23 protein-coding genes are annotated in these 25,780 nt (G+C 66.4%); 12 read left to right on the plus strand and 11 right to left on the minus strand.

The window, feature by feature from the left end; genetic code table 11:
- Nucleotides 1-5: 5 nt before the first annotated feature.
- The 5 genes from ACX9OW_RS01495 to ACX9OW_RS01515 all read right to left on the minus strand — a co-directional run bounded on the left by ACX9OW_RS01495 (nt 6) and on the right by ACX9OW_RS01515 (nt 4,265).
- On the minus strand, nt 6-1,235 hold the full coding sequence (locus ACX9OW_RS01495) for a lipoprotein N-acyltransferase Lnb domain-containing protein (RefSeq protein WP_459061801.1): 1,230 nt from the start codon (nt 1,233-1,235) through the stop codon (nt 6-8).
- Nucleotides 1,232-2,113: an HlyC/CorC family transporter gene (locus ACX9OW_RS01500; RefSeq protein ID WP_053516583.1), complete on the minus strand. Its 882-nt coding sequence runs from the start codon at nt 2,111-2,113 to the stop codon at nt 1,232-1,234. The genes ACX9OW_RS01495 and ACX9OW_RS01500 overlap by 4 nt, the downstream gene beginning before the upstream one ends.
- A 64-nt stretch (nt 2,114-2,177) precedes the next feature.
- Complete coding sequence (locus ACX9OW_RS01505; RefSeq protein ID WP_053516584.1) at nt 2,178-2,732, minus strand: hypothetical protein; 555 nt, start codon at nt 2,730-2,732, stop codon at nt 2,178-2,180.
- Nucleotides 2,733-2,796: 64 nt separating this feature from the next.
- A complete protein-coding gene (gene ybeY, locus ACX9OW_RS01510) occupies nt 2,797-3,282 on the minus strand; it encodes an rRNA maturation RNase YbeY (protein WP_053516586.1) in 486 nt (161 codons plus the stop codon).
- Nucleotides 3,279-4,265, minus strand: a complete 987-nt coding sequence (locus ACX9OW_RS01515; RefSeq protein WP_459061802.1) for a PhoH family protein — start codon at nt 4,263-4,265, stop codon at nt 3,279-3,281. The genes ybeY and ACX9OW_RS01515 overlap by 4 nt, the downstream gene beginning before the upstream one ends.
- A gap of 297 nt (nt 4,266-4,562) precedes the next feature.
- Here ACX9OW_RS01515 and ACX9OW_RS01520 point away from each other — a divergent pair, with 297 nt between their 5' ends.
- From ACX9OW_RS01520 to ACX9OW_RS01530, 3 genes are all read left to right on the plus strand, one after another.
- A complete protein-coding gene (locus ACX9OW_RS01520; protein ID WP_459061803.1) occupies nt 4,563-7,742 on the plus strand; it encodes a type VI secretion system Vgr family protein in 3,180 nt (1,059 codons plus the stop codon).
- A 437-nt stretch (nt 7,743-8,179) separates the two neighbouring features.
- Nucleotides 8,180-11,053 (plus strand): phospholipase D-like domain-containing protein, encoded by a 2,874-nt coding sequence (locus tag ACX9OW_RS01525; RefSeq protein WP_459061804.1) that lies wholly within the window; start codon nt 8,180-8,182, stop codon nt 11,051-11,053.
- The gene (locus ACX9OW_RS01530) at nt 11,050-12,606 is read left to right on the plus strand and encodes a hypothetical protein (protein ID WP_459061805.1); all 1,557 of its coding nucleotides are present in this window, start codon (nt 11,050-11,052) and stop codon (nt 12,604-12,606) included. Before ACX9OW_RS01525 ends, ACX9OW_RS01530 begins: the two co-directional genes overlap by 4 nt.
- Nucleotides 12,607-12,850: 244 nt before the next feature.
- Here the strand turns inward: ACX9OW_RS01530 and miaB are convergent, their stop codons facing one another.
- A complete protein-coding gene (miaB, locus tag ACX9OW_RS01535) occupies nt 12,851-14,272 on the minus strand; it encodes a tRNA (N6-isopentenyl adenosine(37)-C2)-methylthiotransferase MiaB (protein WP_065176220.1) in 1,422 nt (473 codons plus the stop codon).
- A gap of 133 nt (nt 14,273-14,405) precedes the next feature.
- The gene (locus ACX9OW_RS01540) at nt 14,406-15,026 is read right to left on the minus strand and encodes a glutathione S-transferase family protein (protein ID WP_053516594.1); all 621 of its coding nucleotides are present in this window, start codon (nt 15,024-15,026) and stop codon (nt 14,406-14,408) included.
- A gap of 81 nt (nt 15,027-15,107) precedes the next feature.
- Between ACX9OW_RS01540 and ACX9OW_RS01545 the strand changes: the two genes are divergently transcribed.
- From ACX9OW_RS01545 to ACX9OW_RS01575, 7 genes are all read left to right on the plus strand, one after another.
- The gene (locus ACX9OW_RS01545) at nt 15,108-16,076 is read left to right on the plus strand and encodes a helix-turn-helix transcriptional regulator (RefSeq protein WP_459061806.1); all 969 of its coding nucleotides are present in this window, start codon (nt 15,108-15,110) and stop codon (nt 16,074-16,076) included.
- Between the two features lie 46 nt (nt 16,077-16,122).
- Complete coding sequence (locus tag ACX9OW_RS01550) at nt 16,123-17,040, plus strand: lytic transglycosylase domain-containing protein (protein ID WP_459061807.1); 918 nt, start codon at nt 16,123-16,125, stop codon at nt 17,038-17,040.
- 189 nt (nt 17,041-17,229) lie between these two features.
- Nucleotides 17,230-17,850 carry a ubiquinol-cytochrome c reductase iron-sulfur subunit gene (gene petA / locus ACX9OW_RS01555; protein ID WP_053516597.1) on the plus strand — a complete coding sequence of 207 codons (621 nt, stop codon included), beginning with the start codon at nt 17,230-17,232 and terminating at the stop codon, nt 17,848-17,850.
- Nucleotides 17,850-19,109, plus strand: a complete 1,260-nt coding sequence (locus ACX9OW_RS01560) for a cytochrome b (RefSeq protein ID WP_053516598.1) — start codon at nt 17,850-17,852, stop codon at nt 19,107-19,109. Before petA ends, ACX9OW_RS01560 begins: the two co-directional genes overlap by 1 nt.
- The gene (locus ACX9OW_RS01565) at nt 19,102-19,851 is read left to right on the plus strand and encodes a cytochrome c1 (protein WP_053516600.1); all 750 of its coding nucleotides are present in this window, start codon (nt 19,102-19,104) and stop codon (nt 19,849-19,851) included. Before ACX9OW_RS01560 ends, ACX9OW_RS01565 begins: the two co-directional genes overlap by 8 nt.
- A gap of 134 nt (nt 19,852-19,985) precedes the next feature.
- A complete protein-coding gene (locus ACX9OW_RS01570) occupies nt 19,986-20,621 on the plus strand; it encodes a glutathione S-transferase N-terminal domain-containing protein (protein WP_053516601.1) in 636 nt (211 codons plus the stop codon).
- An 85-nt stretch (nt 20,622-20,706) separates the two neighbouring features.
- Nucleotides 20,707-21,159 (plus strand): ClpXP protease specificity-enhancing factor, encoded by a 453-nt coding sequence (locus ACX9OW_RS01575; RefSeq protein ID WP_053516602.1) that lies wholly within the window; start codon nt 20,707-20,709, stop codon nt 21,157-21,159.
- Nucleotides 21,160-21,275: 116 nt separating this feature from the next.
- Here ACX9OW_RS01575 and ACX9OW_RS01580 read toward each other — a convergent pair whose 3' ends face one another.
- From ACX9OW_RS01580 to ACX9OW_RS01595, 4 genes are all read right to left on the minus strand, one after another.
- Complete coding sequence (locus tag ACX9OW_RS01580; protein WP_053516603.1) at nt 21,276-21,626, minus strand: DUF3301 domain-containing protein; 351 nt, start codon at nt 21,624-21,626, stop codon at nt 21,276-21,278.
- 68 nt (nt 21,627-21,694) lie between these two features.
- Nucleotides 21,695-22,693, minus strand: coding sequence for a DUF2272 domain-containing protein (locus ACX9OW_RS01585; RefSeq protein WP_346475514.1), 999 nt, complete (start codon nt 22,691-22,693; stop codon nt 21,695-21,697).
- A gap of 168 nt (nt 22,694-22,861) precedes the next feature.
- Nucleotides 22,862-23,713 carry a carboxylating nicotinate-nucleotide diphosphorylase gene (gene nadC, locus ACX9OW_RS01590; RefSeq protein WP_111186038.1) on the minus strand — a complete coding sequence of 284 codons (852 nt, stop codon included), beginning with the start codon at nt 23,711-23,713 and terminating at the stop codon, nt 22,862-22,864.
- Nucleotides 23,710-23,979 carry a Trm112 family protein gene (locus ACX9OW_RS01595; protein WP_005408847.1) on the minus strand — a complete coding sequence of 90 codons (270 nt, stop codon included), beginning with the start codon at nt 23,977-23,979 and terminating at the stop codon, nt 23,710-23,712. The genes nadC and ACX9OW_RS01595 overlap by 4 nt, the downstream gene beginning before the upstream one ends.
- Before the next feature lie 58 nt (nt 23,980-24,037).
- Here ACX9OW_RS01595 and purE point away from each other — a divergent pair, with 58 nt between their 5' ends.
- Complete coding sequence (gene purE, locus ACX9OW_RS01600; RefSeq protein ID WP_053516607.1) at nt 24,038-24,541, plus strand: 5-(carboxyamino)imidazole ribonucleotide mutase; 504 nt, start codon at nt 24,038-24,040, stop codon at nt 24,539-24,541.
- Complete coding sequence (locus ACX9OW_RS01605) at nt 24,538-25,683, plus strand: 5-(carboxyamino)imidazole ribonucleotide synthase (protein WP_053516608.1); 1,146 nt, start codon at nt 24,538-24,540, stop codon at nt 25,681-25,683. The genes purE and ACX9OW_RS01605 overlap by 4 nt, the downstream gene beginning before the upstream one ends.
- The last annotated feature ends 97 nt before the right edge of the window (nt 25,684-25,780 follow it).

Here is a 25,780-nt window from a genome sequence, read left to right on the forward strand (position 1 = left end):
GTGCGTCAGTGCCGCGTATCCGACAAGTGACGATCGCGCCCCAGCACCCAGGCCAGGGCAGCATGGATCGGCAGCAGCAGCACGATCCATTGCACGTTGTACTGTGCCTGCAGGCTCAGCCAGTGCAGGACCAGCGCGGCCAGGGCCTGCAGTGCCACCAGCCACAGCACGACCGTGAACATGCGGCCCGGCGGGCGACGGCGCAGCAGCCGGACCGCGCCCGGCAGCAGCAGCACGCACAACGGCGAAAGCAGCAGCAGGTTGCGGTTGGCCCAGGCGGCGTAATGGGTGCTGAAGCCCCAGAGGAACACCAGCAGGCCACCTGCGACGGCACACAGCAGCCACAACGGCAGTCCCAGTCCGGCCAGCAGGCGCGGCCGGTTGCGCAACGCCAGCACGCCGGCAGCGATGGCCAGGCCGCACAGCAGCCACGGCCACCAGCGGCGCGGGAATTCCTTGGGCTCCGGATCGATGCGGTGCGGCAGCAGTTCCTGCTCGGACTGCACCAGCGGACGACCGTCGCTGTTGCGCGCCTGGCGCAGGGCTTCGGCCAGGCGCATCGGCACGAACGCTTCCTGCCAGCGTGACAGCGGCTGATCGGCGAACGGGCCCAGGCCCACGTCGAAGCCCAGCCACATCCACGGCGCGGGCGAGGCCAGGCGGACCGATTCGCTGCGGTAGGTATTACCGCGCGAGCGTCCGGACAGCTGAGCATGCAGTCCACCACCCAGCGCCTTGTCCAGCGTGTCGCGCACCATCGTCGCGCAGTTGGCGGTGTAGTAGTCGTAATGGTAGCGCGCGTTCTCCGGCCTGGCCCGCTCGGCCAGGTCGGCGGCCAGTGCGCGCGCCTGGTCCGGGCGCAGATCCAGCCACTGCACGCTCGCTCCGCGGCCGGTCTCGTCGTAGTACGACAGGTCCTGCTGAAGGGGCAGCGCCACCAGGTAATACATCATGTCGCCACGCACGAAACGACCGATGAAGTCATCCTCGGACGGATCGAAGTAGCCGAAATTGTACGACGTTGCCTCACCACTGGCCGGATCGAGCACCACGATGGCGTCATGACCGAAACGCTCGAAGAACACCGTGCCGGGCTGCATCGTCACCACGCCGATGCGCGGCGCCGGGGTTCCGGCGACTGTAGCCGTCGCCTGCGCGAAGGCGATGGCAGGCACGGCCGTGGCCAGCATGCACAGCGCCAGCCACAGGGTGAGGATCAGCCCGCGCCGCTTCAAGCGTCGTCCTGCGCGTCCGGTGGCAGCACCGTCACGTGGAAGGCCTGTACCCGGCGCGCATCGGCACGCGCGACACGGAACATGAAGCGGTCCAGCGCCAGTTCGTCTCCGATCTCCGGAAGGTGACCGACCGCTTCCGTGACCAGGCCGCCGATGGTGTCGTAGTCCTCGTCGGAGAACGTGGCACCGAAGCGCTCGTTGAAATCCCCGATCGGGGTCAGGGCATCGACCACGTACTGGCCGTCGGCCTGGATCGCGATCTGTGCCGACGGATCCTCCGCTTCGTCGTGCTCGTCATCGATGTCGCCGACGATCTGTTCCAGCACGTCCTCGATGGTGACCAGGCCGGCGACGCCGCCGTACTCGTCGACCACGATGGCCATGTGGTTGCGCGACAGGCGGAACTCCTTCAGCAGCACGTTGAGCTTCTTCGCTTCAGGAATCAGCACCGCCGGGCGCAGCAGTTCGCGTACGTTAGCCGGGCCGTGGTCGGCAACCACGCCGCGCAGCAGGTCCTTGGCCAGCAGGATGCCGAGGATGTCGTCCTTGTTCTCGCCATGCACCGGGAAGCGCGAATGGCCGGATTCGACCACCTGCTTCATCAGTTCCAGGAAGGGCGCTTCGACCGGCAGCGAGACCATCTGCGAACGCGAGATCATCACGTCGCCCACGGTCAGCTCGGCCACCGAAATGGCGCCTTCCATCATCTTCAGGGTATCGGCGGCGATCAGACCCTCTTCCTGCGCGGTGTGCAGGACAGCGACCAGCTCGTCGCGGGTATGGGGTTCGCCGGAGAACGCGGACGTCAGGCGTTCCAGCCAGCCGCGCTTCTTTTCACTGTGCTCCTGCAGGGAGCTACTACTGTCGTCTTCAGACATCTCTGGAAAAAGGGCACCCGGCATGCCGGGCGTTGGCGCCAGTCTAGCAGGATGTAGCGGCCTGTCAGCGCCCCCCGCTGCCGGGGCCGGTGATCGGGGGCGGCGCCAGTTCAGGCCGGGACGCCGGTGCTTCGGGCAGGTCCAGGCTGTAGGTGCAGCCGGCCAGCGTCCGGCCTGGGTGGGAGGCCACCGTTGAGACACTGAGGATGATCGACTCGATCTGCGCCTCGCCGGTGGTCGGGTCGGTCACGTCACGGCTGACCAGTTCGCGCCCCGCCATGAACTTGCCGTCCTGGTCGTATCCGGTCTCCAGCCCGAGCCGCCTGGCCAGTGGCCGGGGGTCGGCCTCATCGAGGATGGCCATGATGCTGGCACCGGCCATTGCGACCCGGTCCGTGCGGGTGCCGAACACCGTGATGGGCTGCGCCAGACGGTACTCGCTCAGGAACCGGTTGCCCTGCGGCAGGGGTTGCAGGCCGCTGGCGACCGCTTTCAGCGGGTCGGCCAGCAGCGGTGCCAGCGCGGCATGGGCGGCCACGTCCTGGCGGCATTCGATCAGTGCCGGCAGGTCCAGCGGAGCGGCGGACGCAGAGGTGGCAAGCAGCAGGGGCAGGAACACAGCGGCACTCCGTGGTGGCGCCGAGCCTGGGCTCGGCTGCCTTCCGGTCAGGGGGGCGACGGGCTCAGCGCTCGCCGGCGTAAGGGTCGGCGATGCCGAGCTCGGCCAGGATCTCGCGTTCCAGCTGCTCCATCGCCTCGGCTTCCTTGTCGTCTTCGTGGTCCCAGCCGAGCAGGTGCAGCACGCCGTGCACGGTGAGGTGCGCATAGTGGGCGTTGAGCGCCTTGCCCTGCTCACCGGCCTCGCGCTCGACCACCGGGGCACAGATCACCAGGTCGCCCAGCAGCGGGAACTTCACGCCCTTGGGCAGGCCTTCGGGCACTTCGGCCGGGAAGCTGAGCACATTGGTGGCGTAGTCCTTGCCGCGGTAGTGGCGGTTCAGCGACTGCCCCTCCTTGGCATCGACCACGCGGATCGCCAGGTCGGCTTCGCGGATCCGCCCCTTCAGGGCCGCGGCAACCCACCTGCGGAAGCTCACCGCGGCCGGCAGTCCGGCGCGGGGCAGGGCGTAACTGACGGCGACGTCCAGCCGTACGGGACCACGGGTCATGATGTCGCTCCGGGTTGGATCTGATGCAGGTCGCGGCGGTCGTAGGCACTGACGATGCGGGCCACCAGCGGATGGCGGACGACGTCGCGCGATTCGAAGAAGGTGAAGCTCACGCCCTCGACATCGCGCAGCACGTCGATGGCATCGCGCAGGCCCGATTTCAGATGCTTGGGCAGGTCGGTCTGGGTCAGGTCGCCGGTGACCACGGCGGTGGAGGCGAAGCCCAGCCGGGTCAGGAACATCTTCATCTGCTCGATGGTGGTGTTCTGCGCCTCGTCCAGGATCACGAACGCATCGTTGAGCGTGCGGCCACGCATGTACGCCAGCGGCGCGATCTCGATGACGTTCTTCTCCAGCAGCTTGACCACCTTCTCCACGCCCATCATTTCGTACAGGGCGTCGTACAGCGGCCGTAGGTAGGGATCGACCTTCTGGGTCAGGTCGCCGGGCAGGAAGCCGAGCTTCTCGCCGGCCTCGACCGCAGGCCGCACCAGGATCAGGCGCTGCACGCGCGACTCGTTCAGCGCTTCCACCGCGCTGGCCACGGCCAGGAAGGTCTTGCCGGTACCGGCCGGGCCGATGCCGAAGTTGATGTCATGGGTGGCGATCTGGTGCAGGTAGCGGCCCTGGTTGGCGCCGCGACCGCGCACGGTGCCACGCTTGACCCGGATCGCCACGTCCTGTGCTTCGTACGAGCGTTCGGCGATCTGCTCCACGTTGGCCTGGGCCAGGCGCAGGTGGATGGCGTGGTTGTCGAAGGTGGTCTCGCCGGCTTCGGCGTACAGGGCCTCGATCAGCTTCTGCGCTTCCACGCTGGCTTCCTTCGGTCCACTGATGCGGAACACGAAGCCGCGATTGGCGATCTCCACGCCGAGTTTCAGTTCGATCTGTCGCAAATGGCCGTCGAACGGGCCGCACAGGTTGGCCAGGCGCGCGTTGTCTTCCGGCGACAGGGTGAAGTCTCGATGCTCGATGTTTTTCATTGCTGGAGGTGGGGCGGAAGCCTTCCACCACAGTGTCTTCAAGGGGAAACAAGGGTAGCGCGCGGGGGCGCACACGGCCAGTACGGGGGCTGCGACGCGGTTTTCCACACGGGGTGTGGATCGGGCCTGCGGGAACCTGTGGATAGACGTTCGCAATGCTTGTGCCACAAGCTTCCTGCGCCGGTGGTGAAAAAAGCGTCACGGCCGGGTGGGGAACGGAAACCGGAAGCAGCGGTGGCCACCGGAAGGTTCACAGGCATTGAGCGTCGGGGCGGAGCGCCCGGCCAGGGAGAGGTCATGGATGTTTCACATACGGCAGCTGCGCACGCGCCGCTGGCGGGGCTCGGGTCGAACGGGCAACTGCATCGGCTGCAGGCTGAGGGCCTGCCTCCCTTGTTCGTCGAACAGTGGTGGGGCCACGAAAGCCTGGTCAACGGTTTCGATTACTGGGTAGATGCCGTGCATCCGGATGCGGGCCTGGCATGCGCTGACTGGCCGGGACTGAGCGCCGCGCTGGTCACCTGCCTCGATGATGGCCAGGACCACCATCGCTGCGGCTACATCGCCGCCGCTCACCTCCTTGGCGCAGACGGCGGTCTGGCGCGCTATCGGCTGCATCTCGTGCCATGGACGTGGTTCCTGCGGCATGCGCGGCGCAGCCGTGTCCATCAGCAGCGGACCGTCCGGGACATCGTCGAGGACGTGTTCGGCACGCACAGCGGACTGGCCCGCTGGCGCTGGAGCGACGATGCCCTGGCCGCTCTGGCCGCCGCACCCGTGCGCGACTGCTGCATCCAGTATCGGGAGCCGGACCTTGAGTTTGTTCAGCGGCTGTTGGCCGATGAAGGCATTGCGGGCACGTTCGAGAGCGACAGTAGCGGCGGATTGACGCTCGTGCTGTTCGCCGACAGCAGCGTGCAACCTGAGAATCCACAATCGGCCCGAGACGGCGGTATCCGTTTCCACCGTGACGACGCCACCGAGCGCGCAGATGCCCTGCAGCAGCTGGGCAGGTGGCGTCGGCTGGGCAGCAGCCGGCTCTCGCTTGTCACCGACGATGGCCCTGCGGCCACCGTCCGACATGTGCAGATGCCACTGCAGGAAGCCGGGCACAGCCCGCGCGAGGTCTATGAGCCGGTGGGCACCCACGCCCTGGCTGGCGCCGATGAGGGGTATCGTCGCGCGCGGCGAGCAGCTGAAGCGCACGAGGCCGGCAGTGCAGGCTGGCTGGCGGCAGGCAGCGTACGCAGCCTGCAGGTCGGTCGCTTCATCCGCGTTCTGGCCGCGAGCGCTGGTTCGACGCCGAGCCTGCTGCCGACGGAACTACTGCATTACGGGTGCAATCCGCCGCCGATCACGCAGGGGGCGGAGCAACCACGCGCTGCGGCACCGGCCCGCTGGCTTGAGGCCGGTTCAGCCATACCCGGCGTGGCGCTGGAGACAACCGCGCCCCTGGGTTATGCCAATCGCTTCCGCGCCGTCGATCGGAATCGACCGTGGCGGCCCGTGCTGGCCGACGGCACCGGCGAACGCATCCACCCGCGGCCGCTCGCGCCAGGCCATCAGACCGCTACGGTGATCGCCGGCGATGGCCGTGATGATGCCGCTCTGTACGCCGATCACCTGGGCCGGGTACGGGTACGTCTGCATCTACAGGACGCCACAGATGCCGGTACGACCTGTTGGCTGCGGGTCGCGCAGCGCTACGCTGGACCGGGCGTCGGTGCACAGTTCCTGCCGCGTGTCGGCCAGGAGGTGCTGATCGGCTTTCTGGACGGGAACATCGATCAGCCCTTGGTGCTGGGCGCGCTGTACAACGGCCGTGGCGAGGCGGGCGTTGCGCGCACCCCGGCCGGAGCAGCGGCCGCAGACGAAAGCGGCGGCCTGTTCGGGCATGCCACCGACTCCCGCCCGAGCGCACAGGGCAATGCGGCCGGCGGCCATGCGCCTGTCTGGCACGCGATGGCACCGGGGCAGGACCAGCACCGGCATGCCGGGGCGGTATGGGGCATCCAGTCACGGGAATGGTCCGGAACGGGTTACAACCGGCTGGCCTTCGATGATTCCGACGCACAGCTGCGCGTGCAGCTGGCCAGCAGCCACGCCAGCAGCGAGCTGAATCTTGGTCATCTGCTGCACATGGCTGACAAACATCGTGGTTCCCTGCGCGGAGAAGGCGCGGAACTGCGCACGGACGCGTGGGGCGCGCTGCGTGCCGAACGGGGCGTCTGGTTGACCGCGCGTGGCCACGCTGCGCTGTCACCCGCAGGCGAAGTGGCTGCGGCCGGCGCGCTGCTGCAGCAGGCCGCCCTCCTGGCCGCGTCCAGCCATGGCGCGGCTACGATGCACGGCACGGCTGGCTTGGACAGCCACGCAGTACGGGAGGACAGCACCGGCGTGGCAGGTCTGCAACGGGTTGCGCGGGCCAGTGTGAACGGACTTTCCTATGCGCAGGCCAGCGCCGATGAGGAGGGCCGCCCCGCGCCCGGCGATGTTCCGCATACCGGCCAGCCAACGCTGGGCCTGCATGGGCAGGCCGGTCTGATGATGGTGGCCGGGCAGGCACTGCACTGGGGCGGTGCCCGGAATGTGGCACTGTCCAGTGGCGGGCACACCGATGCCAACGTGGCCGGCGGTGCGCGCCTGCACGCGGCGCAGGCGGTGGGCATGCTGGCGGCCAGTGGCCGCAGCTTTGCTGGTGATGCGGCATTGACCATCGTCGCTGGGCAGGAGGTACTGGACATCCGGGCCCAGTCCGAAACGATCCACCTGCAGGCGCGCAGCACCGTGCGTGCAGCGAGCGGGCAAGGGGCTGTGGAGCTTGCCGCACCGCGCACCCTGCACATCGCCACCGCCGGTGGCGCCAGCATTACGCTGGAAGATGGCAACCTGGTGCTGGTCTGCCCCGGCACGGTGACCGTGCAGGCCGGGCAGCGCACCTTCGTTGGCCCGGCGCAGCTGACCCGTCCCCTGCCGGACATGCCGTCCAGCGCGCCGGACGGGCAGGTTCCGAAGCTTGCTTTCAGGCTGCAGGACATCCCGGGCCCACAGGGTGCGCCGCTGGGCGGGCAGCCCTGGAGGATCGTGCGCACGCACCGCGCCCTGGACGATGAGCAGCGTGACAGCGCCCTGCTGCCGGAACGCTGGGCTGAGACCCTGGCCGAAGGTGAGGCCGACGCACAGGGTGATGTCAGCCTGGACGATGTGCTGTGCGCAAGGATCTGGAGTGACGCAGGCCGCCATCCCGGCTGCCTGTTCCTGGTACACGGAATCGACGTGATCCCGCTGCAGCGGCCCCGGCCATACAGCAGCTCCCCGGGGGTGCGGGCAACCCTGGACACGCTGGAGGCGATCAACTATGGCAAGAGTCTGGCCGACCTGCCTGACGATGCCGCACTGCATGCCTACCGGCAGCGCGCCGAGTACGAGTTCCAGTCCCACATCGACGCCAGCCCGGCCCGGCGCAAGGAGATCTGATCATGGCAGACGCCAACGCATGGGGCAGGGTCGAGAGCGCCTCTCTCATCTGCAGGGATGGCCAGAAAGGCACGACCAGCGGCGACTACTACGCACCACCGGACCGTCAGTTCGCGCCGGTGCGGCACGGGAACCGCGTCGACGCGTTCACCGACGGGCGCTCGGCCATGAAGGCGATGGCCGATGCCATCCGCGGCGCACAGAAGTTCATCTTCATCGCCGACTGGCAGATGAACTTCGATACCGAGATGGACGCGCGCGGCGACGCGCACTCCGCGCGGCTGAGCGAGCTGCTGTTCGACGCTATCAACCAGCGCGGCGTGGATGTGCGGGTACTGCTCTACGACAGCGTGGAGGCGGCCGCCTACACCCACGAGAACGAGGTGCGCACGGCGCTGTACAAGATGCAGGATGACAAGACGCCCGGGCAGGTCCAGGTGGGCCTGCACAACCCGGCGACCGGCCGCACCGATGCCTTCAACATCGCCTTCTCGCACCACCAGAAGATCCTGGTGGTAGACGGACGCATCGGCTTCGTCGGAGGACTCGACGTCGCCCATGGCCGTTGGGACGACGGCAACTTCGACGTGGTCTGCGACCCGACGCTGCACGTGATCAATGACCATTACAACAACTGCCTGAGCAAGTATCGGAGCATGACGGATGATGAGACGGAGCTCACGCTGGACAAGCCCGATACCAGCCCGGATGCGGCAGGCCGCGTCCGTCCCGGCTTCGCACAGGCGTATGTGCCTGGCATGGCCATCGCACTGGACCAGATGAAGGCGCAGTGGGATGCCGGTGCCGCATTGGCCGAACTGCAGGACTATGCGGACAAGCTGGGCGTACCCGACGCGCTTGAGCGCGAAGGCCTCAGGAAGATCGCCGAGTGGATCATCCCCGGCATGGAAGAGGGGATGGCGGTCAAGCGCACCGTCGCGCGCACGTTCCTGGCCATCCAGACGACACTGGAGGAGATCGGCAAGGAATATGCAGATGTCATTGCCGCGTCGAACCGTGCCGCCGACGAAGCCATCAAACTGAATCCGGTCGAGGCGGCAGCCGCAGCAGGGCGTGCAGTGGCAGGCTTCAGCGCCATCCAGGCGAAGAAGTTCGGCAGCTGGCTCGACCAGCAGAAGAACGACATCCGGGCGGCAGCGCTGCGCCCCTTCCAGACCGCAGAGAAAGCGGTGGGCTACCTGCTCGATCCGCGCAGCCTGCGCGCGGACATCGAAGGCCGACTCAGCGAAATAGAAGCAAAGATCGACAAGGCGAAGAGAGACTGGGAATCGCTGGTGCAGTGGATCAATACACCAGTTGATCGCACCCAGCGGCTGCTCGACAGTGGCCGCCAGCCTCGCATGCCCTGGCAGGACGTGCACGCGCAGATCGCGGGCCCGGCCGTGTTCGATATCTGCAGCAACTTCATGCACCGCTGGAATGCCATGGTCTGGCAGAACCAGCGCGGCGACCGGACCATCGGCTCGCTGCTGCGCAAGGGTCTGAATACTGGCCTTCGCATGACCAATGAATGGCTCGACACAGCGCTGCCCGAGCAGACCACCCTGGCGCGTGGCATGGAACTGACGCCATTGAGCGATCAGTGGCTGCAGTCCATGGGGGGCATGCAGGCGGTGTTCGGTGACCTGACGGTGCCCGGCACGGCGGGAAAGATCAGCGTGCAGATCGTGCGTTCCTCGGGCACCGCCCTGCATGCGCTGGAGAAGAAGGGGTGCAGGGAACTCGGCCTGAACCTGGACGACGCCAGCTGCCTGCAGCCGTACTGGGAGCGTGAGCAGCCGATGCACTCCATTCTCGACGCAATGGTCAACTGCATCGCATCGGCCAGTGCCTACATCTATCTGGAAACGCAGTTCCTCATTTCCGACTGTGGCTGGTCCGACGCGGATCCGGGCAGCGTGGTGGAAACCGCAGTGAAGGGCGGGGAGCGGCGGGATGCGACGGATGCCGAAAAGGCGAAGCTTGGTCACGTGGAACGCGGTGTGGCCATGAGCGGCCCGGTAGGCAGGGCCGACATCGTGCAGGATGTGGTGGAGCGCAGGCAGGGAGTGAAGTCGGCAGCCAGCAACCCGCTGGTGGCCGCCCTGGCCGCGCGCATCCGCCGTGCGATCCTGGCCCGGCAAGGCTTCCATGTGTACATCACCCTGCCGGTGCACCCGGAGGGCAGCCTGGCAGACGGTGCCGTGGTGAAGCAGCAGTACTGGGTGCAGCAGACCCTGCTGCGTGGTGACGACAGCCTGATCCGGCGCATCTGCCGATCATTGATCGCACGCGACAAGGACATCCGCGAGGCCAGCGTGGAGGAGGCCGACCTGCAGGCCGAGGTCAAGGCCGGGCGCTGGAAGGAATACCTGTCGGTGATGAATCTGCGCAGCTACGGCGTGCTGGCCGAAACGCGCAGAAGCGATCATCTGCCGCCGCACACGATCGGCTCCGAGCATGGCCCCTCCCTGTATGTGGTGACCGAGCAGTGCTATGTGCATTCCAAGCTGCTGATCGTTGATGACGCGGTGGCGATCATCGGCAGCGCGAACTGCAATGACCGCAGTCTGCTGGGGACGGGCGATACCGAGATCGCCGCGGTGATCGTTGATGGCGAGGCGAAGCGGATGGATCTGGGCAACGGCGTGCAGGTAATAACCCGAACGTTTGCTCGGGAGCTGCGGTTGAAGTTGTGGAGGAAGTTTCTGGGGCAGGAGATTCAAGAGCTGCCGGAGAAAAAGAAGCAGTCATACTCTGCAGCGGAAGCGGCGCGGACGTATCTGCCTTGGTTCAACAAGAACGTGCCAGCCTTGACGGTGGACAGGCCAGCAAGTGCCGAGACGTGGAGAAGCATCAGAAATCTTGCCGATTCAAATTCCGGCGCTTATCAGCGTGTATTCACCAATGTCCCCCGCGACTCGTTCCCTCGCTACGACTCCGTGCTTCATGGATTTCCCGCCGCAGGCTTGAATGACAAGGGGCACGTCAAACGCATGTTGTATGCGCAACCACCTGACCTGCAGCCAGACTTCATGGAGGAGCCTAGTGTCGTTAACGACTATGTGACCGGTGTAGTAGGTCGGCACGATGTGCGTAGGGCAACAGACTTTCTCCGGGGCGAGCCTGGACGCCCACGGATCAAAGGCTTCTGGGTCACCATGCCGCTGCTTTGGGGGAGCAGCATGGACGATCCGGTTGCCACGATGCCGAGCGAGATCATTGCAGCCGTGCCTGTTGAGGGAGGCAGTTCAAGTGAATTGGCATATTCGATTCGACATGCTGCTTTGAGTCAAGGAGAGAAGGTGTGATTGAGCGCTTGCTGTTGAAAGCCCTGCTTGCGGTTGGTGCTCTGTGCGCTGTGCAAGCTGCGCATGCAGGTTGTATTTCAATCAATGAAGACGATGGCCGCTTTCAGGGCAACGGATTGGTGGTTAAGTTCAGGCCGAGCTTGGTTGGCGGAGGAGATGCAGTGGGCGCCAGTCTCAGTCGCGCGAACGAGGCGGAACCTTACATAAGGATCAGGACTGGTCCTGACCTGACTGAGTTGAAGAATGAGCCATTCGACTCGAATGGTGGTTCGGTCTACTACTTGGAAAGCGGTGGCCAAGCGCAACGGATTTGCCGAGCTGAGGAATGGAGAAGGCGGGAATCCAAGTTGATTGGCGAAGCACCTCCTGAGCGTCTGCATCCTGCGGTGAGGCCCGTGTATCCGTATTTCGAGCTGCACAAGACGTATGAGCTCGATTATGATTCGGTCGGTCAATTGACGTCGATTCATACAACTGACGCGAAAGGGCATAGGGCGACAACGTTCTGTGCGCTCTATGATGGTGATGGCCGCATAGAAGTAGCGAATGAGAGCTCTGGGTCGATTGTCTCGGATAAGCCGGGATTCCAGTGTTCACGGCTTCGCGATGAGGCGGTAAGGAAAGTTACGAGGTACTTTTCCTATCGGCCTGATGGTTTCTTGGCTTCGGATATGACCAAGAGGGCTACGCGCAAGCTCGGAGAGGATGAAGGGCAAGAAGACCTTGGCTTCGGAACCGAGGCGACGGATGGTGCTTGGTACGCACAAGGAGATTTGTTCTTCAGTGGTGCCAATTTCCTGCACCGCGTTGGTGCTTCGTTTCAGATGAGTGATAAGCAAGGCATTACTGGTATCCAGAGCAGGTCCTTTTCCATCGTTCCGTCCGACGCAACGCCCAGCTTTGAGCAACGCAGTCGAGATGGAGGTGGGAAGCTCAACTACACTTTCCCCGGCGAGCGTGTGCCACCAGAAATCGCCAAGGGGCTGTTCGAGGGAATCACCGACTACACCCGCGTCCGGGAATATCGCCATCGCTCGCATCGACGGATCTTCGAGGTCTTCGGACCGGGTGCCAAGCAGCCCCACGAACGCCAGTGGCGCACGCTGGATCTGAATCGCCAGGAAAACTACGACGCAAACGGCAGGCTCACGCGGGTGATCCTGTTCGGCCCGGTTCCCGGTAGCGGTGGCTACACCGAGAACCTGCGTGCATACGTAGAGAAGGGTGTGTTGAAGCTCACGCCGCTGACCAGCGGCTACAGCTCCTACCGCGTCTACGACTATGACGCAGCAGGCAACGAGACGCTCTCGTTCGTGTGCTGGCGCCATGAAGTCTCGACCAACAAGCCGTATGCCCATTTCCCCTGGTGGGAGCCCGATCCCCGTCCCAAGCGCAGTCGTGAAGCCGAACTGCAGTACGGCAGGACGCAGGTGGGCACACGCTGCGGGACGCCGGACGGCAGGATGATCATAGAGGGCATGGGACCGGTGAAGAAGCTGATGGAGACCCGGTACGGATTCGGGACGACGAAGCTGGGATTCCTGAGCGAGTAGCGCGGTGCGTCCTTCTGAGGCTCAGAGCAGACCCGCTAAGCGAAGGTTGCGGCCAGCAACGAGGCCCGGCGGGCTCGCCCCTGAGACCCGCCGCTTTTCCACAATCACTGTGGAACGACGCGCAATCAACCTGTGGATAGGTGACGCAGAGCCTTCTGCACAGAGGGTATGCGTGGCGTGGTGAGAAAATCACCACGACTGCTGTGTGGGGGCAAGCCGTACATGGCTCCCCCCGCCCCGGCGATCAGCCTTCCGTCACCACCCGCCCGCGCAGCGAATTGGTCAATGCCTCGGTGATCACCACATCCACGAACTGACCGATCAGGCGTGCCGGTGCCGGGAAGTTCACCGAGCGCATGTTCTCGGTCTTGCCGGTCAGCTCGTTCGGGTTCTTGCGCGAAGGACCTTCCACCAGCACCGTCTGCACGGTGCCGACCATCTTCGCGGAAATGCCGGCGGCGTGCGCGTTGATTCGTTCCTGCAGGCGCGACAGCCGCGCATGCTTCTCGGCATCGCTGAGCGTGTCTTCCAGGTCGGCGGCCGGAGTGCCCGGGCGTCGCGAATAGATGAAGGAGAAGCTGTGGTCGAAGCCGATGTCCTCGATCAGCTTCATGGTCTTCTCGAAGTCCGCCTCGGTCTCGCCGGGGAAGCCGACGATGAAGTCCGAACTGATCGAGATGTCCGGGCGCACCGCGCGCAGCTTGCGGATCTTCGACTTGAACTCCAGCGCGGTGTAGCCGCGCTTCATCGCCGACAGGACGCGGTCGCTGCCGGCCTGCACCGGCAGATGCAGGAAGTTGGCCAGCTGCGGCACATCGCGGAACGCGTCCACCAGCGAGTCGCTGAACTCCAGCGGGTGCGAGGTGGTGAAGCGGATGCGGCCGACGCCATCGATCTCGGCGATGGTGCGGATCAACAGGCCCAGATCGGCGAACTCGCCATCGCCATACGGGCCACGGTAGGCGTTGACGTTCTGGCCGAGCAGGTTGATCTCGCGTACGCCCTGCGCGGCCAGCTGTGCCACTTCCACCACCACGTCCTCGAATGGACGGCTGACTTCGGTGCCGCGCGTGTAGGGCACCACGCAGAACGAGCAGTACTTCGAGCAGCCTTCCATGATCGACACGAACGCCGACGCGCCTTCAGCGCGCGGCTCCGGCAGGCGGTCGAACTTCTCGATTTCCGGGAAGCTGATGTCCACCTGCGGTCGCTTCTGCTCGCGACGCGCACGGATCAGCTCCGGCAACCGGTGCAGGGTCTGCGGGCCGAACACCAGGTCCACGAACGGCGCGCGCTTGATGATGGCCTCGCCCTCCTGCGAAGCGACACAGCCACCGACGCCGATGATGACCTCGCGGCCCTGGTTCTTCAGCCCCTTCCAGACGCCGAGCTGGCTGAACACCTTCTCCTGCGCCTTCTCGCGGATGGAACAGGTGTTGACCAGGATGACGTCGGCATCCTCCGGGGTGTCGGTCAGCACCAGGCCGTCGCTGGCGGCGAGCACGTCGGCCATCTTGGCCGAGTCGTACTCGTTCATCTGGCAACCGTGGGTCTTGATGTACAGCTTGCCCTTGATCTGCTCCGGCGTGCGCGGAGCGGAGGGCAGGGCAACGAGCGGGGTGCCGCCCGGCGTGGCGGGCGGAAAGACGTCTGGCGTCCCGGTCATGGCGCTTAATCCATTCGGGTGGCGGGAAAGCGGGCAATTCTACCCGCATCCTGCGCCTCCCGCCGCGGTGCACGCTCATGGGGCACGGCCCCTGCCGCGCCCGGTAGCGCCGGGCCGTGCCCGGCGGGCGCCCTTACGCCGCGATCAGCTCCGCGTCGATCTGCCGCGAGCGGTCGAAGGCCGTCAATGCGCCCATCCGGGCGATGTAGTCCGCCGTGGCGGGGGCGGGCTGCACCAGCCCGAAATCGGTGGTCCATTTCAGGGCATTGCCCCACAGCACGTCGGCGGCGCTCATTTCCTCACCCAGCAGGTAAGGCCCCTGCGCCAGCTGCGCCTCGATCACCTGCAGGACGGTTTCGGCGTCGTTGTAGGGCGACATCGACTGCGGGGGCGGGTCGCGGCGCATCGCGCGGTCGATCATCGCCGGCTCGAAACAGGCGCCGTAGAAAGCCATCCAGCGCAGGTAGGGGCCGCGCAGCGGCGAGCCGATCGGCGGCGCCAGGCCGGCTTCGGGGTAGAGATCGGCCAGGTACAGGTAGATCGCCACCTGCTCGGTCACCAGCGCGCCCTCATGGATGATCGCCGGCACTTTGCCCATCGGGTTGATGGCCAGGTAGGCCGGGGCCAGGTTGGCGCCGGCTTTCAGGTCCAGCACATGCAGGCGGTAGTCGGCACCCAGGGCTTCAAGCAGGGCCACGGCGCCGCTCGAGCGTGAACGGGCAGCGTGATAGAGGGTGATCTGGCGGGACGTCATGGCAGTGCTCCTTGCAGCAGAGGGGTGAACTGGGGCCCATGCTGGGGCACTATTGCGGACGACTTCTGTCCTCGATCCCTCATGCGCCATACCGCCCATCGCCTGCTCCGCCTGATCGCCCTGCTGCAGGCCCGCCGACAGTGGTCGGGGGCTGAGCTGGCCGAGCGCATGGGGGTGGACCGGCGCAGCATCCGCCGCGACATCGAGCGCCTTCGTGAGCTGGGCTATCCGGTCAGGGCATCGGCCGGGGTAGGGGGCGGCTATCAGCTGGGGGCGGGCGCACCGGTACTGCCGATGCTGCTGGACGAAGAGGAGGCGACGACCCTGGCCATCGCCCTGCGTGCGGCCTCGGCCACGGTGGCCGGCATCGACGAGACCGCGCGCGGTCTGCTGTCCAAGCTCGATCCACTGGTGCCGACCCGCCGCCGCCAGCAGGCCGGCGAGGTGCACGCCGCCACCGCGACGCTGTCGGATCTGCCTTCCACCGACGCACGTCTGCTGGGGCGCCTGGCCCAGCATTGCCGCCAGGCAACCCGGCTGGCCTTCGAGTACCGCAGCGCGCGGGACGCGGTGACCCAGCGCGAGGTCGAGGCCCAGCATCTGGTCAACTACGGACGTCGCTGGTACATGCTGGCCTGGGATCTGGGCCGCCAGGACTGGCGCACGTTGCGGGTGGACCGGATGGGCGCGGTGCGCGCGCTGGCCGAGCCCGGCCTGCATCGGCGCACGCCCGCACCGCCCGATGTGATGGTGCGGCAGGCGGTCAGCCAGGCGCCGTTCGCACTGCAGGCGGTGCTGCGCCTGGCCGGCAGCCACACCGAGCTGGAAGGTCGCATTCCCCCCTGGTGTGGCGTGCTCGAAGCCGAGGGTGCCGATCACTGCCTGCTGCGCATGGGCGCGGAAAGCCGCGGCATGATGCTGGCGCAGATTCTCAGCCTCGACCGGGTGCCGCTGGAGCTGTGGACCACGCCGCCGGCGCTGCGCCAGGAACTGGCGCAGCGCCTGGGCGGGCTGGCGCAGCTGCTGGCTGTGCCTGACATCACAGGCTGAGCCGCACCGCTTGGCAACGCGGGGCGAAGCTGGGACACTCGCGGCCATGAAGGGGAGACTGGGGACAACGGCGATCATCATCGCTGCGCTGACCGCTGCGCCGGCCAGCGCCGGCACCCTGTACAAGTGCCAGGGGGCAGACGGGGTCACCAGCTATGTGAGCAAGCGTGTGGCCGGTGCCCAATGCAGCACCATCAGCTACAGCCGGGAGGCCGCCCGCCCGGCCCGCCCGGCAGCGACTGTTGCCAGGCCTGTGCCGGCCACCGTGGCCAGCATCGAGCGCAATCCGGTGGCGGTGGCCGCCAGTGCAGCCGTGCCCGTGCCGGCTGCACCGGCGCCTGCTTCGACTCCGGCGGTTGCTGCCGGCACGTCCCGCACCGGGCGCATGGTCAGTGGCCAGGTCTATTCCTATATGAAGGATGGGGTGCGCCACTACACCAGTGCGCGGCCCAGCCAGGTTGCCCACCTGGGGCCGGTGCGCACCATCCGCTACAGCTTCATGGAGCGCTGCTACGCCTGTGGGGCCAACCCGCGCGTGGACTTCGGCACCGTGCGTCTGAACACGACGGCCTTCCAGGCCGAGATCGCTTCGGCCGCGCGCGAGTTCGGCGTGGAGGAGGCGGTGGTCCGGGCGATCATCCATGCCGAGTCGGCCTACAATCCGACCGCACTCAGCCGCGCCGGTGCGCAGGGCCTGATGCAGCTGATGCCGCCGACTGCCGCGCGCTTCGGGGTCAGTGATTCCTACGATGCGGGCCAGAACATCCGTGGCGGGGTGCAGTACCTGTCGTGGCTGCTGAAGCGATTCAACGGCAACCTCACCCTGGCCGCCGCCGGTTACAACGCCGGGGAAGGTGCGGTCGACCGCCACGGTGGCGTGCCCCCTTACAGCGAAACCCAGTACTACGTGCGTCGGGTGGGCCAGCTGGCCGAGCGTTACCGCAGTGCCTTGAGTCACCAGTAGTCCGGCCGGTGCCGGTGCCGACTGACGGCCCATCGCCGGCTGCCGATCGGCACACGGTGCAAAGAGTTGTTGCAATGCGTTGTGTGGCGCGTAACGGTTCCGCTACACTCGCCCATGATTCAATGCGGCTCTGGCCCCCACCAGACCGCTGGCAGCCTTAAAGCTACCTAATCAATATCGGAGTGCCGGATGGCCAACGATGGGGTACACGATCCAGTCAATACCGGACGTCGGCGTTTTCTTACTGCCACCACAGCCGTGGTTGGCGCCGTCGGCGTCGGATTCACCGCAGTTCCTTTCATCAAATCGTGGAACCCCAGTGCCCGCGCGAAGCTCGCGGGAGCACCGGTGGTGGCCGATATCAGTGCCCTGCAGGAAGGCCAGCGCCTGATCGTGGAATGGCGCGGCCAGCCCATCTGGATCGTCAAACGGTCCAAGGCGATCCTCGACGCGCTGCATGGGCTCGACGACCGCCTCAAGGACCCGGAGTCCGGCGAGAAGGACCAGCAGCCCGCCTACGTGCTCAAGCAGAATCCCGAGCTGCGCTCGATCAAGCCCGATGTGTCGGTACTGGTCGGCCTGTGCACGCATCTGGGCTGCTCGCCGGAGATGGTGGCCGAGATCCGCCCCGAACCGTATGACCCGCAGTGGAAGGGCGGCTACTTCTGCCCCTGCCACAAGTCGCGCTTCGACATGTCCGGCCGCGTCTTCAAGGACGTGCCGGCGCCGATCAACCTGCTGGTGCCACCGCACCACTACCAGGACGACAACACGCTCATCATCGGTGTCGATCCGGAGGGGGCAGCCTGATGGCCAATATCCTGAGCCGTACCGCGACAGGCGTCGCCGACTGGGTCAACGCCCGCGCGCCGGGGCTGATGCCGATCTACCGCAAGCACGTCAGCGAGTACTACGCGCCGAAGAACTTCAACATCTGGTACTACTTCGGTTCACTGGCGCTGCTGGTGCTGGTCAACCAGATCGTCACCGGCATCTTCCTGACGATGCACTACAAGACCAGCGCGGCGGAGGCCTTCGGCTCCATCGAATACATCATGCGTGATGTCGAGTGGGGCTGGCTGATCCGTTACATGCACTCCACCGGTGCATCGCTGTTCTTCATCGTGGTCTACCTGCACATGTTCCGCGGGCTGCTGTATGGCAGTTACCAGAAACCGCGCGAGCTGGTGTGGATCCTGGGCATGCTGATCTACCTGGTGCTGATGGCCGAGGCCTTCATGGGCTACGTGCTGCCGTGGGGCCAGATGTCGTTCTGGGGCGCCAAGGTGATCATCTCGCTGTTCGGCGCGATTCCGGTGATCGGCAATGGCCTGACCGAGTGGATCATGGGCGATTACCTGCCCAGCGATGCCACGCTCAACCGCTTCTTCGCGCTGCACGTGATCGCACTGCCTCTGGTGCTGCTGCTGCTGGTGGTGCTGCACCTGGGCGCGCTGCATGAAGTGGGGTCCAACAACCCGGATGGCGTGGAGATCAAGAAGGGGCCCAAGGGCAACCGCTGGTCGCCCAATGCACCGGCCGATGGCATTCCCTTCCATCCTTACTACACGCTCAAGGATGGCGTCGGCGCCGGCTTCCTGCTGATCATCGCCGCCTTCATCATCTTCTTCGCCCCCGGCTTTGGTGGCCTGTTCCTGGAGCACGACAACTTCACCGAGGCCAACCGGCTGGTGACCCCGGAACACATCAAACCGGTGTGGTACTACACCCCGTACTACGCGATGCTGCGCGTGGTGCCGAACAAGCTCGGTGGCGTGCTGGTGATGTTCTCGGCGATCGCCATCCTGTTCCTGGTGCCCTGGCTGGACAAGGCGCGGGTGAAGTCGGTGCGTTACCGCGGCTGGATCTCGAAGGTGATGCTGGGCATGCTGGCCGTGTGCTTCGTGTGGCTGGGCGTGATCGGTTCCGGTCCGGGTACGGACGTGCACGAGACCTACATCGGGCGGGTGCTGACCTTCCTGTACTTCGCGTTCTTCATCACCATGCCGCTATGGACAAGGCTGGACAAGACCAAGCCGGTACCGGAGAGGGTGACCACGCATGACTGAGCGCTGGATGGTCCGGCTGGCCCTCGCGGCCGCCCTGATGCTGGGCAGTTTCCTGGCCACCGCTGCCGAAGGCGGCACCAAGCTGCTGCAGGCCGGCAACGACCTCGGTGACCGCGCATCGCTGCAGCGCGGCGCGCAGCTGTACATGAACTACTGCTCCAGCTGCCACGCGCTGAAGTACCTGCGCTACTCGCGGATGGCGCAGGACCTGGGGCTGACCGAGGAAGAGGTGATGAACAACCTCAACTTCACCGGTGCGGCAATCGGCGATCCGGTGCCGGTGGCGATGCCCAAGGAGCAGGCCGAGAAGTGGTTCGGCAAGATGCCGCCGGACCTGAGCCTGATCTCGCGTGTGCGGGGCAGCGACTGGGTCTACACCTACCTCAAGTCGTTCTATCTCGACAGCAGCCGCCCGCTGGGCTGGAACAACGCGTTGTTCGCCAACGCCTCCATGCCCAACCCGCTCTGGGAAATGCAGGGCCTGCAGCATGCCGTGCACGGCAAGGCCGAAGGGCCAGGCATGGACCCGCCGGTGACCGGGCTGCGCATCGACAGCCCCGGCTCGGTTGATGCCGGCCAGTACGACCAGGCCGTGCGGGACATCACCAACTTCCTCGAATACGCCGGCGAACCGGCTGCGCTCAAGCGGCAGCAGCTGGGCGTGTGGGTGATCCTGTTCCTGGCCCTGTTGACCTTCCTGGTGTACCTGCTGAAGAAGGAATACTGGAAGGACGTTCACTGATTCTGCCGCCGGCCGTTGGCTGGGCCTATTGGCTTTTGTGATGGTCGGTTGCACACTCGGGGAGAAGTCGACCGCCGGCACGGTGCTGGCGGCGCCGATGCGGCAGGCGGTCTCCTGTCGTAGGAGAGCCTTTGATGGCGGCGAGCGTACGCATGCGCAATACACTGACGCTGTTTTCCTCGAACGACGATGTACTGTGCCACCGTGTGCGCCTGGTCCTTGCGGCCAAGGGTGTGACGTTCGATTTCGTTGCGGTCGATCCGCAGAATCCGCCCGAAGACCTGATCGACCTCAATCCGTACCATTCGGTGCCGACCCTGGTCGAGCGCGAACTGGTGCTGTACGCCGCTTCGGTGGTGAGCGAATACCTTGACGAGCGCTATCCGCATCCGCCGCTGATGCCGGTCGATCCGCTGTCACGTGCACGCATCCGCCTGGCGATGCTGCGCATCGAGCACGACTGGGTGCCGCAGGTGCAGGCCATCCAGCTGGGCAACAAGACCCAGGCCGAGGCCGGGCGCAAGCGCTTGAAGGAGTTGCTGACCGCGTCGCTGCCGCTGTTCAAGGCCAGCAAGTTCTTCCTGAACCCGGAAATGAGCCTGGCCGACTGCGCGATGGCGCCGATCATCTGGCGCCTGCAGTCACTGGATGTGCCGTTGCCGAAGGACGGCAAGGCCATCGAGGATTACGGCAACCGCATCTTCCGCCACCCGGGGTTCGTGCGCAGCCTGACCGAGCAGGAAAAGAAGCTGCGCGACCTGCCCGTCTGAGCCGGCCGCTGCTTTCCCGTCTGCACGCCGACCGGCGTGCAGGCGATCCGCCCCGGTCGGGGCGTCGGGCGCGTACACTTCACGCATGACCGAAGACTTCTTCCACATGACCAGCCACCGCCCGTACCTGCTGCGGGCACTGGTGGAATGGATCAATGACAACCAGCTGACCCCGCACATCCTGGTCGACGCCGGCGTCCCCGGCGTGCAGGTGCCGCCTTCGGCGGTCAAGGATGGCAGAGTGGTGCTCAACATCGCCGAACGCGCGGTAGTGCGCCTGATGATCGACAACGAGATGGTGAGCTTCTCGGCGCGCTTCTCCGGTACCAGCTACCCGGTGCAGGTGCCGATCAGCGCCGTGCTGGCCGTCTACGCCCGCGAGACCGGGCAGGGCATGGCACTGCCGGATGACATTCCGGGCAGCGAACCGGCGTCGACCGGCGACGAAGTGCTGCATGACGACGACACGCCGCCGGAGGATACGCCGCCGGCAGGACCGCCGCCGAAGGGCCGGCCGAACCTGCGCGTGGTCAAGTAGCAGGAGCGTCCAGCGCAACTTTGCGCCTTGCCGTTCTACAGACCTGGTCGCCGGGCATGGCCCGGCGCTACCGATCCCGGATCAGGAAGATCCACGCCACGCGTGGATGTCCGGGATCAGACATCCTCGGCATCGTCCACATCCGGCCGGATCTGGCTGATCCGCGCCGCGCCAGGGCCGGTGAACGACACCAGCTGATCGCCGCGCAGCACCATCCGGCCCACATGGCGATCGATGCCATCGTAGGAATATTCGAACTTGAAGGTGCGCTCGAAACCGAGCCGGCCATCCTCGCCGCGCGACAGGCGCAGGCCGGTGGCATGCACCGCCTGGTCCAGCCACTGCACATTGGCGGCGCGGCAGGCGTTGCGTCCCAGCTCGACCGCGCGCTCGGCGGCGGAGCGGGCAGCGTTCCAGAAGAAGTAGACGATGGCGCCGGCAATCAGCAACAGCAGCAGGGTGGGCATGGTTCCTAGGCGTCAGGTGTCGATGCGGCAAAGATGGCGGCGAATGCCTGCTGGATCAAGCAGAAGATTCAGTTCATCCGCTGCGGATCACCGGAAGCCGGCTGCACTGCGGGCGCTGTGGTCATCGGTGGCGTTGCCGCTGCCGGTGCCGGTGCCGGTGCCGGTGCGATCAACGGCGCGGTCGCAGTCAGCTGCAGCAGTGCGGCCCAGTCCTGGCGGTTGAAACTGCATTCGTCCTCGCGCCCCGGCGTGCAGCTGGGCTCGATGCCGGTGCTGTCGCGTTCGCGGGCCGCAGGCAACTGGATCAGTCCGGTCCGATCCAGCGGCAGCAGCCGCATCGCCACGGTGTTCATGACGTTGCCGCCCACCAGGTACAAGGTCTGGTCACCGCCGAGATTGGCCGCGACCACCACTTCGCAGTGCGACTTCCAATGGCCGACCGAGCCATTGCCAAGCGCCTGTACCAGTCCGCTGTAGCTGAGCGTGGTGCTGCGGTCGCGCAGGAAGCACAGAAGATCACCGGGGGCCGGCTTAGCCGTGGCTGGATCGGCCAGCCGGTAAGGCACGCCGGAAGGGCCACCCTGGTAGGCAGCACGGATGTAGTCGATGTGGCGCGGCGAGGTGTTGAAGCCGGGGACCCCGGCGCGCACCATCACCCAGGAAATGAAGGCAGCCGACCAGGGATTGTCGATCAGGAAGGCACGGCAGTCGCTGTCGGTATAGCGCGAGCCCAGTGGTGCGGCACAACTGCTGGCACCGGCGATGCTGCCCATGGCGTTGAGCGTCCCGCTGTCACGCCAGTAGTGGGAGACGCGCTGCCAGGCAATCAGGCCGTTGTCGGCCAGATGCTCGTTCTCGGCTTCCGTGACGCTGAGGCTGGCGGCGCGGCCATCGCGGTCGATGAAGGGGCGGAACCACAGCCGATGCTCGTTGCATGCCGCGTTGCGGATGGCAATGGCCAAGGGGCTCAGGCCGAAGCGCGGCGGGACATCACAGGCCTCGGCCGCTGCGGCGGACAAGGGCATTGACGCGAGCAGCAGACAGGCAGGCAACAGCATCCGGCGCATGCGCGGCTCCAGTGGGGGATGCGCGCAGCGTCGCAGCGCCGTCGTGAACGCCGGGTGGATCCGTCAATGTCGGCCGGGCATGGCCCGGCGCTCCCCAGTGCATGACGCGTCCGGTAGCGCCGGGCCATGCCCGGCGGGCAACGCGGTTGCGTCAGGCGTTACCGGGCCTCAACCCGGCGGTGGGCCCAGCTTCAGTGACAGATCGATGGCCTGTACATGCTTGGTCAGGCCGCCGATGGAGATGCAGTCCACGCCGTCCTCCGCGATCGAGCGCAGGCCGCCAAGGCCGACGCTGCCCGACACCTCCAGCGGAATGCGGCCGGCGGTGATGCGTACGGCTTCACGGCGCAGGTCGGGGCTGAAATCATCGAGCAGGATGCGCTCGCAGCCGGACTCCAGCGCCTGGCGCAGCTGGGTCAGGTCTTCGACCTCGACCACCAGTGGCAACCGTGGCCATTGCCGACGCGCGGCCGCCACCGCAGCGGCCAGCGAACCGGCGGCACGAATATGGTTTTCTTTCAGCATCACCGTGTCGTACAGGCCGAAACGATGGTTTTCCCCGCCTCCGCAGCGCACTGCGTATTTCTGTGCAAGGCGCAGGCCGGGCAGGGTCTTGCGGGTGTCGAGAATGCGCGTGCCGGTGCCGGCCACGGCGGCCACGTAGCGCGCCGTGGTGGTAGCGGTGCCGGACAGGGTCTGCAGGAAGTTCAGCGACGTGCGCTCGGCGCTGACCAGGCTGCGGCTGCGTCCGTGCAGCAGCGCAAGTACCGTACCGGCAGTGACGGACTCGCCTTCGGCGATGCGCCATTCGATGCGCACGTCCGGGTCGAGCGCGCGGTGGGTGGCATCGAACCACGGCCGGCCGGCAATCACCGCATCCTGTTTGCACAGCAGGTAGGCGCTGTCAGCCTGGTCGGGCAGCAGGGCGGCGGTGACGTCGCCGCTGCCCAGATCCTCCGCCAGCGCGCGGGCGACATCGGCGGCGACGACGGCCGCATCCGGCGTCGGCAGCATGCTCATGCGGCCGGGAAGTCAGCGATCTGCGCGGTTGGAATGGCCTCCTCGGCCAGCAGCACCGGGATGCCGTCGTCGACCCGGAACACCTGCTTGCGGTCACGGGTGACCAGGGCCTCGCGCAGCGGCTGTGCCAGCGGGTTGCCGTCGGCCTTGTTCACCGCGCCGGCGGAAATCGCCTTGTTGAGGGCTTCCAGGCCCTTGCCATCCAGCAGGGACAGGGGCTGGCGGGTGTCCGGCGACACCAGCAGGTCGAGCAGCTTGCGATCCATGGTTCTTCGTCTTGCGTGGAAGACGGCTAGAATACGTCTTTAAGGCAGGTGACGGCCAATGACCCCCAATCCGAACGCGCCGCTCGTCGGCATCGTCATGGGTTCCCGCTCCGACTGGGAAACCATGCAGCACGCCGCCCAGAAGCTTGAGGCCCTGGGTGTTCCGTTTGAAGTGAAGGTGGTGTCCGCCCATCGGACGCCGGATGTGTTGTTCAGCTATGCCGAACAGGCGGGTGGACGTGGCCTGCGCGCGATCATCGCCGGCGCCGGCGGTGCCGCGCATCTGCCGGGCATGATCGCGGCCAAGACCGCGGTTCCGGTGCTGGGCGTGCCGGTGCAGTCCAAGGCGCTCAATGGCATGGACTCGCTGCTGTCGATCGTGCAGATGCCGGCCGGCATTCCGGTGGCTACCTTCGCCATCGGCAATGCGGGTGCCTCCAACGCCGCGCTGTTCGCCGCCGCGATGCTGGCCAGCGACCAGCCGGCCATCGGCCAGGCGCTGGATGCCTTCCGCACGCGCCAGACCGAAGATGTGATGGCCCACGACGACCCGCGCCAATGAACCTGACTGTCGGCATCCTCGGCGGCGGCCAGCTGGCCCGCATGATGGTCCTGGCCGGTGCGCCGCTGGGACTGCGCTTCGAACTGTACGATCCGGCGGCGGACGCCTGCAGCGGGCCGCTGGCACCGCTCACCGTCGGTGCCTTCGATGACCGCCAGGCGCTGGCGGACTTCGCCGCCAAAGTCGATGTAGTGACGTTCGACTTCGAGAATGTGCCCGCGGACAGTGCGCAGTGGCTGGCCGAGCGGGTGCCGGTGTATCCGCCGCCCGCAGCGCTGGCTGTAGCGCAGGACCGCCTGAGCGAGAAGACGCTGTTCCAGCAGCTGGGCATTCCGCTGCCGCCGTTCGCCGATATCCGCAGCCGCGAGGAGCTCGCCGCGAAGGCGGCCGCGTTCGGCCTGCCGTGCATCCTCAAGACCCGTCGCCTCGGCTATGACGGCAAGGGCCAGTTCCGGTTGCGCAGCGAAGCTGACATCGACGCTGCCTGGCAGGCCCTGGGCGCCCAGGTCGAGCACACCGGCCTGATCCTGGAGGGCTTTGTGGCTTTCCAGCGCGAGGTCAGCGTGGTGGCCGTGCGCGGCCGTGACGGCGGTTTCCAGGCCTGGCCGGTGACCGGCAACTGGCATGTGGATGGCGTGCTTTCGGCCAGTGTGGCGCCTGCTGTGCTGTCGGCCGCCGAACAGGATGCCGCCATCGGCTATGCCCGACGGCTGGCCGAGCATCTGCAGTACGTGGGCGTGTTCGCTCTGGAGCTGTTCTGCCGCGACGGCGAACTGCTGGCCAACGAGATGGCGCCGCGCGTGCACAACTCCGGCCATTGGACCATCGAAGGCAGCGAGACCTCGCAGTTCGAGAATCATCTTCGCGCCGTGCTGGGCCTGCCGCTGGGCAGTACCCGCATGCTCGGCCACGCCTGCATGCTCAACTGGCTGGGCGAGATGCCGGACCCGGCGCCGGTGCTGGCCCAGGCCAGCGGCCACTGGCACGATTATGGAAAGCGGCCCCGCGAAGGCCGCAAGGTGGGCCACGCCACGCTGCGCGACGACCAGGCCGGCGCACTGGCCACGGCGCTGGAACAGGTGGGCGAGGCACTGGGGCGCCAGCTGCAGGTCGCACCGGCGGTGCGGGCACTGCGCGGTTGACCGCGACGCGGAAGCGCAACGCTGTGACGCGCCGATGCACGCATCGGCGCATCAACCAGGGTGATAGCGTAAGGCTCCTTTCCCCGGAGTCATCGTC

This window comes from Stenotrophomonas genospecies 5 (genome assembly GCF_054473825.1).

Excerpts from the sequence above, each read along its gene's own strand:
- ACX9OW_RS01500 (WP_053516583.1), bottom strand. The coding sequence starts at position 2,113 with ATGTCTGAAGACGACAGTAGTAGCTCCCTGCAGGAGCACAGTGAAAAG.
- ybeY (WP_053516586.1), bottom strand. The coding sequence starts at position 3,282 with ATGACCCGTGGTCCCGTACGGCTGGACGTCGCCGTCAGTTACGCCCTG.
- ACX9OW_RS01515 (WP_459061802.1), bottom strand. The coding sequence starts at position 4,265 with ATGAAAAACATCGAGCATCGAGACTTCACCCTGTCGCCGGAAGACAAC.
- ACX9OW_RS01520 (WP_459061803.1), top strand. The coding sequence starts at position 4,563 with ATGGATGTTTCACATACGGCAGCTGCGCACGCGCCGCTGGCGGGGCTC.
- miaB (WP_065176220.1), bottom strand. The coding sequence starts at position 14,272 with ATGACCGGGACGCCAGACGTCTTTCCGCCCGCCACGCCGGGCGGCACC.
- ACX9OW_RS01540 (WP_053516594.1), bottom strand. The coding sequence starts at position 15,026 with ATGACGTCCCGCCAGATCACCCTCTATCACGCTGCCCGTTCACGCTCG.
- ACX9OW_RS01545 (WP_459061806.1), top strand. The coding sequence starts at position 15,108 with ATGCGCCATACCGCCCATCGCCTGCTCCGCCTGATCGCCCTGCTGCAG.
- ACX9OW_RS01550 (WP_459061807.1), top strand. The coding sequence starts at position 16,123 with ATGAAGGGGAGACTGGGGACAACGGCGATCATCATCGCTGCGCTGACC.
- petA (WP_053516597.1), top strand. The coding sequence starts at position 17,230 with ATGGCCAACGATGGGGTACACGATCCAGTCAATACCGGACGTCGGCGT.
- ACX9OW_RS01560 (WP_053516598.1), top strand. The coding sequence starts at position 17,850 with ATGGCCAATATCCTGAGCCGTACCGCGACAGGCGTCGCCGACTGGGTC.
- ACX9OW_RS01565 (WP_053516600.1), top strand. The coding sequence starts at position 19,102 with ATGACTGAGCGCTGGATGGTCCGGCTGGCCCTCGCGGCCGCCCTGATG.
- ACX9OW_RS01570 (WP_053516601.1), top strand. The coding sequence starts at position 19,986 with ATGGCGGCGAGCGTACGCATGCGCAATACACTGACGCTGTTTTCCTCG.
- ACX9OW_RS01575 (WP_053516602.1), top strand. The coding sequence starts at position 20,707 with ATGACCGAAGACTTCTTCCACATGACCAGCCACCGCCCGTACCTGCTG.
- ACX9OW_RS01580 (WP_053516603.1), bottom strand. The coding sequence starts at position 21,626 with ATGCCCACCCTGCTGCTGTTGCTGATTGCCGGCGCCATCGTCTACTTC.
- ACX9OW_RS01585 (WP_346475514.1), bottom strand. The coding sequence starts at position 22,693 with ATGCGCCGGATGCTGTTGCCTGCCTGTCTGCTGCTCGCGTCAATGCCC.
- nadC (WP_111186038.1), bottom strand. The coding sequence starts at position 23,713 with ATGAGCATGCTGCCGACGCCGGATGCGGCCGTCGTCGCCGCCGATGTC.
- ACX9OW_RS01595 (WP_005408847.1), bottom strand. The coding sequence starts at position 23,979 with ATGGATCGCAAGCTGCTCGACCTGCTGGTGTCGCCGGACACCCGCCAG.
- purE (WP_053516607.1), top strand. The coding sequence starts at position 24,038 with ATGACCCCCAATCCGAACGCGCCGCTCGTCGGCATCGTCATGGGTTCC.
- ACX9OW_RS01605 (WP_053516608.1), top strand. The coding sequence starts at position 24,538 with ATGAACCTGACTGTCGGCATCCTCGGCGGCGGCCAGCTGGCCCGCATG.